The sequence below is a fragment of the Planctopirus limnophila DSM 3776 genome (assembly GCF_000092105.1).
Classification (GTDB): domain Bacteria; phylum Planctomycetota; class Planctomycetia; order Planctomycetales; family Planctomycetaceae; genus Planctopirus; species Planctopirus limnophila.
Window position 1 is genome coordinate 3,581,798 of sequence record NC_014148.1, and the last position, 13,998, is coordinate 3,595,795.

At 53.1% G+C, this 13,998-nt stretch carries 9 protein-coding genes; 4 read left to right on the forward strand and 5 right to left on the reverse strand.

From position 1 onward, the window contains the following. Positions 1-181: 181 nt before the first annotated feature. Positions 182-3,589 carry a response regulator gene (locus tag PLIM_RS23005; RefSeq protein WP_013111016.1) on the reverse strand — a complete coding sequence of 1,136 codons (3,408 nt, stop codon included), beginning with the start codon at positions 3,587-3,589 and terminating at the stop codon, positions 182-184. Between the two features lie 299 nt (positions 3,590-3,888). Continuing rightward, the gene (locus PLIM_RS14200) at positions 3,889-5,082 is read right to left on the reverse strand and encodes an aminotransferase class I/II-fold pyridoxal phosphate-dependent enzyme (RefSeq protein WP_196349452.1); all 1,194 of its coding nucleotides are present in this window, start codon (positions 5,080-5,082) and stop codon (positions 3,889-3,891) included. Here PLIM_RS14200 and PLIM_RS14205 point away from each other — a divergent pair, their 5' ends adjacent. Further along, the gene (locus PLIM_RS14205) at positions 5,083-5,559 is read left to right on the forward strand and encodes a DUF721 domain-containing protein (protein ID WP_196349453.1); all 477 of its coding nucleotides are present in this window, start codon (positions 5,083-5,085) and stop codon (positions 5,557-5,559) included. Between the two features lie 164 nt (positions 5,560-5,723). Next, the gene (locus PLIM_RS14210; RefSeq protein WP_013111019.1) at positions 5,724-7,811 is read left to right on the forward strand and encodes an ABC transporter ATP-binding protein; all 2,088 of its coding nucleotides are present in this window, start codon (positions 5,724-5,726) and stop codon (positions 7,809-7,811) included. A gap of 92 nt (positions 7,812-7,903) precedes the next feature. Here the strand turns inward: PLIM_RS14210 and argF are convergent, their stop codons facing one another. The 3 genes from argF to argB form a co-directional block, all read right to left on the reverse strand. Further along, positions 7,904-8,824, reverse strand: coding sequence for an ornithine carbamoyltransferase (gene argF, locus PLIM_RS14215; protein ID WP_013111020.1), 921 nt, complete (start codon positions 8,822-8,824; stop codon positions 7,904-7,906). Positions 8,825-9,155: 331 nt separating this feature from the next. Next, positions 9,156-10,367: an aspartate aminotransferase family protein gene (locus tag PLIM_RS14220; RefSeq protein WP_013111021.1), complete on the reverse strand. Its 1,212-nt coding sequence runs from the start codon at positions 10,365-10,367 to the stop codon at positions 9,156-9,158. A 275-nt stretch (positions 10,368-10,642) separates the two neighbouring features. Beyond that, on the reverse strand, positions 10,643-11,518 hold the full coding sequence (gene argB / locus PLIM_RS14225; RefSeq protein ID WP_041403692.1) for an acetylglutamate kinase: 876 nt from the start codon (positions 11,516-11,518) through the stop codon (positions 10,643-10,645). A gap of 515 nt (positions 11,519-12,033) precedes the next feature. On the opposite strand from argB, the gene ispE reads away from it, so the two are divergent. Further along, entirely contained in the window at positions 12,034-12,960 is a 927-nt protein-coding gene (ispE, locus tag PLIM_RS14230; RefSeq protein WP_013111023.1) for a 4-(cytidine 5'-diphospho)-2-C-methyl-D-erythritol kinase, read from the forward strand. A 296-nt stretch (positions 12,961-13,256) separates the two neighbouring features. Further along, a complete protein-coding gene (locus PLIM_RS14235) occupies positions 13,257-13,847 on the forward strand; it encodes a SpoVG family protein (protein ID WP_013111024.1) in 591 nt (196 codons plus the stop codon). The last annotated feature ends 151 nt before the right edge of the window (positions 13,848-13,998 follow it).

Genomic DNA, 13,998 nt, shown 5'->3' on the forward strand with positions numbered 1-13,998 from the left:
TAAGAATTGCCAGTGAACTGCCCCGTCGAACTTGATTCCACCTTCTCAGACTCAAAGCAAATTCCAATACTCTCGCTCTCTGGCCACGAGGACATATTTCTACCAACTCAGCTCCCATGAAACACTCATAGAGATTTCCCAGGCTACGGATGAAAGAAATCACCTCAACACCGGAAGTCGTTCACATCCCCTTGCCAGAGCCTGAAGCAGTCTCTGCACAAACCTGTGGCAACTCTTTGGCAATTCGCTCCACGACATGATCGGCTGATTGTCGATACCTGGCCACCACCTCGACCTCGGGTAATCGACCTTCTCGCTTCACGTCCATTTCCATCTGCTCATACTGCTCACTCAGTTTGTTCGCGCCAAAGGTTCGAAAGGCACTTTTGAGTGTATGGCTGAGTCTTTGAAACAGCTTTGTATCCTGTGTGGTGATCGCGTCATCGAGTTTGTTCAGCAGCCAGGGTGTCTCCTCAAGAAAAGCCTGACCCACATCTGCCAGAAGCGCCCGATCTCCATTTGTCGCACGCAGAGCCAACTGCCAGTCAACATAATCCTCCGACTTCACCACCGACTCGGCTCCACCATCAATGGTCTGGAGCGCACCGGCTGCATTCATCGAGTCTCCAATCACTGACTGGCAATCCGTCTGAGGTTCCACCGCATGCGCCTGTTGATCCAGATCAGACTCTTCAGCACAATGTTCTTCGCTTCTTGCCGCCACACCCTCACTGGTCATCTGGTAGAGCGGCTTCCAGCGTGGAGCATGATCGTTACAGACCTGCTCAATCATCTGAAACAACTGACGAGCCCGTATCGGCTTCATCAGGTAATCATCCATTCCGGCCTTCAGGCATTGCTCACGATCCCCCTGCAGGGCATGCGCTGTCATCGCCACGATCGGAATATGTTCTCCCGTCCGCCTTTCAATCTCGCGAATCGCCATGGTGGCTTCATTCCCGTCGAGTTCGGGCATCTGCACATCCATCAGAATCAGGTCGAATGATTCACTGCGATAGCGTTCAATCGCCTCGATGCCATTGCTGGCCACCACTACCCGGTGCCCCCATCGCTCCAGTAAACCCAGTGCCAGTTTCTGATTGGCCAGACTGTCTTCAGCCAGTAGAATCCTCCGCGAATTGGCCGATCTTTCCGGCACAGCCATAGCCGAAGCCATGGGCACAGCACGAGGTGCCTGCCCCATGATCCCTACAATCGAGTTGTACAACTCGGATTGTTTCACAGGCTTGATGAGATAACCGGCAATCCCCAGTTGCTGACACCGCGAGAGATCTTCCAGCCGATCCCCCGATGTCAGCATCAGGATTTCAACGGCAGGCATGTTTTCCAGACTGCGAATTGATGCCGTCAGACTGAACCCGTCTTCTCCCGGCATTTGCGCATCGGTAATGATCAATCGAATGGGTTCACCTTGATCAATCGCATGCTGCAACTCTCGCCGGGCTTCGATCGCTCCTGCGGCAATTCTTGGACGCATCCCCCACAACAACGTCAACTCTTCCAGAATCCTACGATTCGTCTGGTTATCGTCGACAATCAGCACACGCAAGCCATGCAGTTGAGGCTCCTGGGCCAGTGGCTGCACACTTCCTTCTGCTTCGACACCCAGATTGAGCGTAAAGTGAAAGGTACTACCTTGACCCACTTCGCTTTCAACCCAGATCTTCCCCTGCATCAATTCCACCAGCCGGGCCGATATCGCCAACCCCAGCCCTGTCCCTCCATATCGCCTGGTGGTCGAAGAATCGGCTTGCTCAAACGCTTCAAAAATGGATTCAAATTTATCTTTGGCAATCCCGATCCCGGTATCCTGCACTTTGAAATGCAATGTCACCTGTTCTGCAGTTCGACTCTCGACAGAAACATCGAGAACCACCTCGCCGCGTTCGGTAAACTTGAGTGCATTCCCCAGCAGATTGATGATCACCTGGCGCACCCGGACTGCATCTCCGCGAACCTCATCGGGAACATCTGGCGAGACATGAAACGCCAACTCGAGCTTCTTGCGATGAGCGCGGTTCGAGAGCGATTTCATCGTGTCACCCAGCGAATCGCGTAATCGGAAGGGTTGCTCATCGACATGCAATCGACCGGCCTCAATCTTCGAAAAGTCAAGAATGTCGTTGATGATTCCCAGAAGCGATTCACCCGATTCGAGCACCATCCGCAGGTAATCCCGCTGTGCCACCTTCAGATCGGTATCCATCACCAGTTCTGTCATACCGATAATGGCATTCAAGGGTGTGCGAATCTCATGGCTCATATTGGCGAGAAAATCACTCTTCGCCCGGTTTGCAGCTTCAGCCGCATCTTTGGCTTCCCGCAAGGCCTGTTCAGCCAGCTTCATCGGCGTAATATCGCGTGAGACTCCGTAGGTTCCGATCACGTCCCCCGCTGGTGAAATCAACGGCAATTTGGTGGTCGACATCCACCGGATATGACCATCACTCCAGACCACCCGTTCTTCCTTACCAATCAATGGCAGACGGGTCTGCATCACATATTCTTCGTCTTTACGAGCAATCGCTGCGTGCTCTGCTGAGAAGAAATCGGTATCCGATTTTCCAATCGCCAGGCTCGGATCGGACAATCCGCTCGCGGCGGCTTTCGCCTGATTGATGCGCAGATATCTGCCCCGCACATCCTTGAAGTAGATGTTGTCCGGGATGCTTTTCATCAGGTTATTGAGCAGATCCCGCTCCTGGTCGAGAGCGATCTCTGTTCGTTTGCGATCAGTCACATCTGAGAAAATCCCCTGGATCCCGACGCAATTCCCTCGACCATCATAGACCGGGTTCTTCATCACATGTGTGTAATGCACCTCTCCCGAAGGTGTCACAAACTCTTCGATCGTTTCAAACTGTGCTCTCGTTTCCGTGACATACCGATCATCAGCCCGGTACTTATCGGCCAGATCCGTGGGGAAAAAGTCGTAATCGGTCTTGCCCACCACCTCATTCGGAGGGGAACCGAGGATTTCACACAGCTTGCGGTTGGCAAAAGTCACTCGTCCATGCAGATCTTTACGGAACATCGCGTAGGGCAATGTCTCCACTAAAGACCGATAAAACGATTCCGACTCCACCAGCTTCTGCTCGGCATACTGACGCTTGAGCACTTCCGAAATGTGCCGCTTATGCGTCAGATTCAGATCATCACAGACCGACCTGAGTGCCACGATCAGTCGATCCTGGTGCGATAACTGTGGCACTACGTCATCACTGCGCGGCCTCGTCAATCGCTGGATGCCTTGCAGTACATCCTGCAGTGGTCGTTCGTATGAATAGATCAGATCAGCCGCTCCATCAACCGCTTTAAGAATCAATCCCAACTCGCCGGCCTTGATCAGCAGCAGCACTGGCACAGGAGGCGTGCACTGAGATTTGATCAGCGGGAGAAACTCAATGGCTTCACAACCGAGAACCACCAGAGCCGGGCGGATCTGGATTGCCGCCGGCAGATCCTGATCGATATCAAGCGTCTCAATCTCGTAGCCGGCATCAACCAGCGTCTGACGAAGACCTTCACGAAAGGAAGGTCGTGGTTCAACAATCAGGATGCGGGGCATGATAAAGCCTGATCAAGTGTCGCATCATCAAAATGATACGCGTTGCCTTTGAAACACCGCTTTGTCTGACATCCTGTGAGCTATGCCTTCCACTGCGGGCAAGCAGGCTCTGGTGACTTTCAAAGCGATGCTTCAAATTGCGTTTCGTTGGGGTCGATCATTTGTGGGGTCAACCTCAATGTTAAGAAATATCCACATTCAAAAGATAGGTCTTTAATGCGGCTTTCCAGAATTGCCATCACTCAGTGACAGTCAACCGCTACCGCCCGAACCTGACTCTCCCTTTCGAACATTGGGATTCAATCTCGTTGTAACTGATCGGCATGCTCTTTGAGCTTCAGCAGAATCGCCATGACTTCACGAGTCGCCTCCTCACTTCCCGAAAGTGCTGTATGATGCAGTTGCAGCACATTTCTCCCGGCGGCACTGGCATGGACCAGATCGCCAGCGTGACGATATCGCTTTGAAGAATGGGTTTCGTGCAGTGCCTGGAATCCCTCAGCCAATGGTAATCCCTCAGCCCTCGCCGCAGCCACCAGCCGTGCCCTGCTCAAACCACCCCAGATTTCGGGCTCGTACCATAAACCCAGTTTGTACAACGAAACCAAAAAACTTTCGTCGTGCCGATCATTCGAAACATGTCGCTGACCACACAACTCATCCCAGGCCGCTTCTATGGTCATGGCCTGTCGCCAACGATGCCGATCCTGAGTTGCCAGGATCCTCCACTGTGGCCTGACCACCAGCGCCTGCAGCTCGGAAAGAGGGTAGGCCTCATTCCCACGTTGAGTGTACAGCCTGAGTCTCGCTTCCTGCCGCTCGGTCGAAAGCAAGACAGCCCCGCCTCGACCTGCAGTGATCGGCTTACTCCCACCAAAACTGAACGCCACAATCTCTCCCACAGGCTGCTCACCGACATGGCTTTGGAGGGCAGACTCACCATTGATTTCGGCACCCAATAGCTCGCAGCTGGCATATCGTGCTGGTGACTGGCAGGCATCTTCAATCAGCACCACTTCACGAGCCTGGCACAAATCTCGTAATCGTAACCAATCCGGCGTTTGCCCATGCAGATGGCTCGCAATCAATGCTTTCACTCGCGGCGAATCAGCCGCTTCTAACCCCAGTGGATCGATCGTCCAGCATTCTGGCACCACATCGACCAGCACAGGCAACGCACCCACAGCCAGGACATTCTTGAAATTCGCCTCAAAGTCATAGGCGGCCAGCAGAACTTCATCACCTGGCCCCACGCCAGCTGCTCTCAAGGCCAGTTCGATGGCCACGGTACCACTGGATGTCAGTACGGGTCTGCGACCGGGAAATCGCTGAGCCAGATCCTCACGCAAACCCGCATGCTCGCCCCCTTCATAGACCGCCCATTGATCCCCCTGCAACGCGCGGGCTATTTGATCGGCAATTTCATTTCGCGGCAGTAAACGAGCCGGTGCCCCCTGAGGCCAAAACGCAGGTCCACCCAGAATCGCAGGCACTTGCGTAATCTGCGATTCGAACTGCTGCCGTATTTCACTGAGCAACTTCGATTGATTCATACCCAAGAAGTTCGCACACTCTTGAATAGCTTTCCAGCTCTGGCTGAAGATCTCTCGCAGTCGAACGAGTCAGTCACTTCTTCCAGCCGCACCCGATTGTCGAGCAGAAACCCCATGAGCGACGATCCTCCACCAAGACAACTGGGCGATGTCCTCGCACAACTGATGCAATTGCGCGGATATTCACAAATTCAGGAAGACGATCGCCTCCGTTCTGCCTGGAAACAAGTGGTTCCCGCAGCCTATTCGACTCTCACCCGACCCGCCAAGATCTCTCGTGGTGTCCTGCAGGTTTACGTCTCTCACCCGGCAGCTCTCAGTGAACTTTCAGCCTTTCACCAGAAACCCATCGTCGAAAATCTGCAGAAAATACTCCCAGAGCTCAAACTCAAAGACATCAAATTCCGTCTGGGATAACACGACTTCGTGCCCGGATTGATTCGTTTTGCTCGGCGAGCAAACTGCGAATTCTGCTGGTCGAATCCGCTCCAAAGCAGTTCCCCTTTACGCTTTGGATGAAATCTTTTGTAATGCCCCTTTGATTTCCAGTGTTCAGGGATTCGAACCAAGGATCAATTTTCGTGCGGGAATGGAGTCGCCTCGCGAGGTACGTTAAGCCGTATTGGAAGCTGCTGGCATTTGCCATCAGCTTCGGAGGTGTTGTTGCGCTCCTCTGGGGTGGTGCGCTGCTGCTCACTTACCCCGTCATCAAAGTCTTTCTTGAAGGCGAACATCTCGGCTCTTACATCCAGAACGAGATTGAAACCTCTTCCAGAAAGCTCGACGAATCAAGAAACGAACTCCATCAACTGCTGATTCGCCACGGTATGGCTCTCGAACCAGAGGTCGGCCCTGCTGCGATCTCCTCACAAGCCTCTCATCCATCGACAGTAAAAACTTTGCCTCTCAGCGCCACACGCGAGCAGGCCAGACTCCAGAAAGAGATCGACACCTGGGCTCGCAGGCTTTACCTCATGACGTGGCTTAACCAGCGCGTTGTCCCCTGGCTGCCAGATGACCCCTTCCGACTGCTGCTGGGACTCATGGGAATTCTTGTTGCCGCGACTTTCCTCAAAGGAGCCGCGACGGTCATACAAGATCTCTATGTCGGTAAAGTGGCTGAACTGACTGTCATGGATTTGAGAAAAGACCTCTATCGCCATCTGTTGAAATCTGATCCTCTCGAAGTCGCTGCCACTGGGACTCCCCGGTACATGGCGACGTTCATGAATGACACTCAGCAATTGACACAAGGCTTAATGCTCGCTGGCGGCGAAGTCATTCGCGAACCTCTCAAAGCCGTTACTTGCCTCAGTGCCGCACTGATGATCAACTTTCGCCTGACCTTTGTGCTGCTGCTGTTCGTGCCAATCGCCGGTGCGATGTTCTACCTGCTCAGCCGCAGGCTCAAACGAGCCATGCATCGCACGCTCGATGCCATGTCTCGCATCTATCAGCAACTGGAAGAAACCTTTTCGCTTTCTCGAATCGTCATTGCCTTTGGAACACAGCGCGATCACCGGGCCCGCTTTCGACGCGAGAATCGCGCGTATTTCCGTAAAGCCCTGCAAATCGTCAGGATCGATGCACTCAGCAGCCCTGTCGCTGAAAACCTCGGAATGATGGCGGTGATGGCCGTTCTCATTCCGGCAGGTTATCTCGTTCTTGAAGGCCAGACATTCATCGGCCCGATCCAGTTCACTGAAACCCCCATGAACTTCACCGATCTTTCTGTGCTCTACACACTCATGGCGGGAACTCTTGACCCTATCCGCAAATTCTCGCGATACGTCACGCGTATCCGCCAGACGGGAACGGCCGCCGAACGAATTTTCAACGCTCTCGATCAGCACCCCTCGATCATTCCACCTGCGAATCCAGTCCCACTTCCGAGGCATGCCGAAGCAATTCGCTTTGAAGGCATTACATTCACTTATCCGCAGGCCGAAGGTGAGAACCGTCGACCGGTGCTCGTCGATCTCGATCTGACGATCCATGCCGGAGAGGCTGTCGCGATTGTCGGCACCAATGGCTCTGGAAAATCGACACTGGTCAATCTATTGCCTCGCTTCGCTGACCCTCAAAAAGGCCGTATCCTGATTGATGGTATCGATCTCCGCGATGTCAAACCTCGCGATTTGAGAGATCAGATCGCCATTGTTTCTCAGGAAACCATGCTCTTCGATGATTCGATTGCCGGGAATATTCGCAGCGGTGCCTCCACAGAACAGGAATCTCCCACGCGCGAAGCGATTGAATCAGCGGCCGCCCGAAGTTCCGTTCTCGAATTCGCCAACAAACTTCCCGATGGCCTGGAAACAGGCCTGGGTTCCGGTGGCCGGGAGCTCTCTGGAGGCCAGCGTCAGCGGATCGCACTGGCCAGAGCCATACTTCGCAACCCTTCCATCCTGATCCTCGACGAGCCGACATCTGCGATTGATGCCCACAGCGAGCAGGCCATTCAGAAAGCTCTGGCCGAATTTACAAAAGGCCGCACCACCTTACTGATTACGCATGCGATGTCGCCTTCGTTACTCAGCTTCATCAGCCGGATTGTCGTCCTCGATCAGGGTCGCCTGATTGCTGATGGCCAGCATCACGAATTGCTCGCCACCTGCCCCATTTACCAGCGACTCTTCCACAGCGAACCGCTGCAAGCCGCTGCTTAAGGTCTGGTTTTAGGTGTTTGGTATTGGGTATTTGAGTGACCCAATGTTTCTAGTATCGAATACCAAATGCCAAACACCCAATGCCAATCGTATTACGCATTCACTTCCAGCACCCACAAAATCAACGCTTTCGCCAGATGCATACGATTTTCGGCCTGCTGAAAGACAATGCTCTGTGGGCCATCAATAATCTCATCGGTCACTTCCTTCCCCCGCTTGGCAGGGAGGCAGTGCATAAACCGGGCTGATGCCGGAGCCAGCTTCAGCAGATTCTCATTGACCTGGAATGGCTGGAAAACTTGCTGCCGGGCTTCCGCCTCCGCTTCCTGCCCCATACTCGTCCAGACATCGGTATAAATCACCGCCGCATCTTTGAGAGCTTCGGCAAAGTTCGATGTCTCCGTAATGTGAATCTTGGGCAGGTAAGATTTCACCCGGTCGAGGAAATCTGCTCCCAAGCGGTATTCTTCCGGAGCACACAGCACAAACTCGACACCCAGCATCGAACAGCACGTTGCCAGCGATGTCGCCACGTTGTTGCCATCACCGACAAATACAAACTTCTTTCCCGCGATCGAGCCAAAGACTTCCTGCATCGTAAAGAGATCTGTCAGTGCCTGGCATGGATGTCGATCATCCGACAACCCATTGATCACCGGCACCCCCGCATACTGGACGAATTCGTCAATCAGTTGCTGGGAAAATGTTCTGAGCGCGATCACATCGCTATAGCCACCAATGACGCGGGCGACATCCTGCACAGCTTCCCGTCCACCAATCCCGGCATCTTTGGCAGAGAGAAAAATACTGCTCCCCCCCAGTTGCATCATGGCAGCATCAAAACTCAACCGGGTCCGCAACGAGGGCTTTTCGAAGATCTGGGTCAGCACACGCCCGGGCATCAACTGCGGACGAATCCCCTTCGCCACACCAGTTTTCATTCGCTTCGCCAGCGCAAAAATCTCTTCAATATCTGTGGTGGAAAGATCCACCAGCGCGTTCAAATGTCGCATATCCCAAACCTATTCACTCGCGGCCTGCTCCATGCGAGAAGACCCTGTCATCGCTGTTGTCCCTGGCTTCAATAACAATCAAACCCAGGAAATTTCTTTCACGCCAAGAGCCGTTCTCCAGATGCGTGAACCTCTTAAAAACAAGATTGAACGCGAAGGCTCAAAGCTCCCCCGCGTTCAATCGAAATAGTCGAATTTTTCACTGCGAATTGGATTTTCATCCATTCAATCCCTCGTGTGGATCATCCACAACGGCGATTGAACAGTGATCTTCGCTGAACATTGCTTATCTTGACAGCGCTTACCTGCAAAACCTGAGAATTCCTGAACCTTACGACACCTGTTGAGCCATCTCTCGCAAGACTTCCAGCAAGACGTCACATCCTTCATCGACCTGTTCGGGGGTGATGTTGAGCGGAGGCAGCAATCGAATCACGGTATCGTGCGTCGCGTTGATCAAAACGCCACGTTCCATACACTTTGCCACGGCAGGCATGGCCGAAATCTTCAATTCCATGCCGATCATCATGCCTCGAATGCGGATCTCCTGCACAATCGGCAATTCTTCCGCAATCTGCTCAAATCGCTCACGGAACTTTTCGCCCATTTCCTTCGCGTTGTCCAGCAACCCTTCCTCTTCAATTGTCCGAAACGTGGCAATTCCTGCCGCCATCGCCAGAGGGTTTCCACCAAATGTACTTCCGTGCATCCCTGGTTTCAGGCAGGCTGCGACTTCATCACGGCAGATCACAGCCCCTGCAGCCACACCCGCTGCCAGACCTTTCGCCAGCGACATGATATCGGGCTCAACACCTGAGTGCTGATAGCCGAACCACTCGCCGGTTCGCCCGGATCCCGATTGAACTTCATCGAAGATCAGTAGAATCCCTTCGGCATCGCACAGGGCTCGCAAACCCTGCAGGAACTCAGTCGTCGCAATATTCACGCCCCCTTCGCCTTGAACCGGCTCCAGCATAATCGCAGCAGTTTCCTGATCGATCAACTGCTTCACCGCATCCAGGTTGTTGTACGGTGCGTAGCGGAAACCGGGGAGTAACGGATGAAAGCCCTCGTGGTATTTCGGCTGGGCAGTCGCCGTCAAGGCCCCAAATGTGCGGCCGTGGAATCCATTCTCAAACGAGATAATCCGATACCTGCCAACCCCAGCCTTAGCCGCCCGCGCGATCTTGATGGCAGCTTCATTCGCTTCAGCACCGCTATTACAGAAAAACGCTTTACCGAAGCTTCGAGTGCACAGCATCTCGGCAAACTCGCCCTGAGCCTCGGTGTACCACGAGTTGGGTACGTGAATCAGCTTTTCGGCTTGCTCCTGCAAGGCACGCACCACCGCAGGAGGCGAATGCCCCAGAACATTGCAGCCCCAACCGGGAAACAGATCGAGATAGCGGCGCCCTTCGGCATCCCAGACGTACGAGCCTTCGCCCTGCACAATGCAGACCGGATAGCGGCGATAGTTCGACACCACATACTTGTCGAACTTCGATATTGTTTCCTGACTCGACTGGGTGGCCATTGCGTGCATTGGCTCGTCTCTTCAATCATCACGCCGGCTTGCCGGCGAAAACCCAATTGGCCCCAAAATCACTCTGGCAACTCCCCGGTGGGAAGTTCTTCACCTTCACCAAAAGTGAGCGATCGGCAAGCTCAGGGCCCAGGCTTGCCGTATTTTCTCGAAGAAGAACGACTGAGAATTGTATCAGATCCGATGCAGGCAATGAAATATGCTCTGCACTTCGTCATTCGAATCCCATGCATTCGAATCCCGGTACTCCAACCTGACTCAATTTTTCAGAGAGTTTACGGGACGATCTCGGTTCCTATCCCACGGTTCGAATAAATTTCCAGAAGTACTGAATGGGGAATTCTCGCATCGATGATGTGTACCTTCTTCACCCCCGCAGCCAGAGCTTCTAAAGCCGCCTCGACCTTGGGAACCATTCCTGCATCGATTGTACCATCGGCAATCAGTTCCCGGCAGCGTGCTGCCGTCAGGTGAGATTGCAACGTCGAAGGATCCTTTCGATCGAGGAAGATCCCTGGCACATCACTTAAAAACATCAGTTTATCGGCCTGAATCAAACGGGCCACAGCTGCTGCCGCCGTATCTGCATTCACATTCAGTCGATCGCCCTGTTCATCCAGTGCCACCGAAGGTAGGACAGGAATCCGTCCCCCGCGGCAGGCTGTCAGCAGGACATCGCGGTCAATATCTGTCACTTCACCCACACGCCCCAGATCAATCGGTTCTCCCCCAGGGTTCGGTAGAAACAGTTGCTTTCCTTTGAGCACATTCACCGTGAGATAACTGAATCCAACGGCATCGCCGCCTTGCCGCTCGATCTCTTCAACCAGCGAACCACAAATTTCACCCGCCAAAGTTTTCGTGACAATCTCCAGTGTCTGTTCATCCGTGTAACGACGACCCTGCACCCAGCGAGGTGTAATCCCAGCCGTTGACATGGCGGCGTTAATCGCCTTTCCACCACCGTGGATCAGAATCGGGCGTGCCCCCACGGTCTCCATAAAAATCACATCGGTGAGAAACTGCCGAATGGCGGCTGTTTCCTCGAGAGCACTTCCTCCCAGCTTGATGACGACATGTCGATCGCGAAACTGGCGGATCCAGCCGAGCGCTTCCAGCAGCACATCTGCTTTCCGGATCGCGGTCTGCATGGGTGTTTCCGTTTGTTCAATCAAAGCATCGCCACTTATTTGACCAGCAGTCACTGAAGCCAATCCTGTTGCATTCAATCGAGGAGTCCTCTGCCAAAATTTCAGGCAAACATCAGCATACAAATGTGACAAACGCACCCGCGAGAATCTTTCCAGAGTTTACACAGACACCGTTCAACATGCGAAGTTCATCGAAATCTTCGCCTCCAGACGCCAAGACGGTCTGACTCGAAATAGACCGCCACGACTTCATTGCCACGGGTTCATCACGAGGAAATCAATTCAAGAAGTCATACATACGCAACTTTGTCCAAAGAGATCACCAGAACTTCTTGTTTTTTGCACACAGTCAGTGGATGGCCCTCACTGAGACATCACTGCATGAGAGAATGAATCACCAACGTTTGTATCTGGCTTGCCAGATCCTTGCGGGGACTCGACGATACATGGACTGATTCTCCTGAAAAATCTCGCACCTCCGCTTATAGAAAATCTCGCACAAAAGGTGAGCTTAATTGCAGTTACAACAATCTGAAAACCGTCTTATTGTTCAGGCACCCGCCAAACTCAACCTCTCTCTGCGGATTCTCGCGCGTCGTCCCGATGGTTTTCACGAGATCGAAACGGTCATGGTTTCCATCCAGCATTACGACACGCTCTCCTTCGCCCCCTCTTCCCAAACTGACATTTCATTTCGATTTGAGGATCTGACGCATCATCCATTAGCAACCACAACACATTCGTTCGCGGATGAAACGGCTCTTGTCCCTCAGGATCACACCAATCTGGTTGTTCGTGCGGCACTCCTGCTGAAGGAATATGCAAAGGTTGACTGCGGAGCCGAGATCCTTCTGCAGAAAAGAATTCCCGCCGCGGCTGGCCTTGCCGGCGGTTCCAGTAATGCCGCCGCCACGCTGGCTGCTCTCAATCAGTTATGGAATCTTCGGTTAACTTTGCAGGAACTTTCTCAGCTCGCGTCACAGTTAGGAAGTGATATTCCCTTCTTCCTTTGCGGCAAACCGATGGCAGTCTGCCGCGGGCGTGGCGAGATCATTGAGCCTGTCGAACTTCAGGAAAAGCTGTGGTTTGTTGTAGCAAAACCACCAGCTGGGCTCTCGACAGCACTCGTCTACCGACATTGCCAACCCACCCAGAATTCTCCCTCAATCGCTCCATTGCTCAGCAACCTGGCGAAGGGAGATCAAATCAGCGCGGCACATGCTTTGCATAATGGTCTTCAAGCAGCAGCAGTCGAGCTCTGCCCTGCAATTCGTCAGCTCGAGTCCACTTTTGCAAACCTTGATGTGATTGCCCATCAAATGAGCGGAAGCGGGACTGCTTACTTCGGTTGGTGCAGAAGCGAAGCGGCAGCTCACACTGCAGCCCAGCAACTCACTCACCTGGGACTGGCACAGGTCTTCGTGGCTTGCTCCGGATTGTAACGTGGATTGGCAATCAAACGACGAGATTCGTCTCACTCCCATCTCTCGCTGAATATCGTGTTCCTGGTGGTACTCGCGATGTTTGCGATCCATCGTCCATCGAAGTTCTAACCGCCTTTCCATGCTCAGCGATCTGCAGTGTCGTCAAGTATTGAATGGCTATCGTTTCAATCTCAATTCAACCTGTTTTTGTGCTGAGAGTCGGCACAAATCTGTTGGTGCTGATTCAACTTTCGTGATGTTTTGTCATTTCATTCTACCGGTGTTCGTCATTCCGAATGATGAGGAGTACGGCCATGGAAATTACCGAGATTCGCATCAAGCTCATGGATGATCCCAGCGAGCGGTTGCAGGCCTTTTGTTCGATCACGCTTGATGGATGTTTTGTCATTCGTGATTTGAAAATCATCCAAGGGACGCGCGGCTCTTTTGTCGCCATGCCCAGCCGCAAATTGATGGATCGCTGCCCCAGATGCTCATGTAAAAATCATTTAAGAGCACGATTCTGCAACGATTGCGGTTGTGAACTTCACGAAGAACGCGCCAACAAAGCGGATGATGGCCGCGCTAAGCTCTACGCCGATATCGCCCATCCCATCAACTCCGAATGCCGCGAACGCATTCAAGCGAACGTGATTGTGGCCTACTCGCTGGAACTTGAGAAAGCCAAGCTCCCGGGTTACGTCTGTACTTACGACGACTTTGGCGAAGAGAACTACGCCACCAGTGTCGAAGAAATTACCTACACCCCGATGGTCCCCCACTCGGCAACCACATCAACTGCCACAGCCACCTCTTCAACAGCTACCACCAGCCGGCCACGCCATACCTTCGTTAATCGCGTCGCTCAACTCGAAGAAGAGGGCTTTGGCTCCGGTCTCGTCTAATGACAATGATCTCGAATTCCACTCGTTGATCGAACTGTTCTTACACGCTTTCCATGAAAAATGGCGATCTGTGTGCCATGCTTGCAGCTTTGGGCAAGCATGCCTTCGCGACCAACAACGTGTAGTTGTTTCCTTGGAACTGTTCTTACAA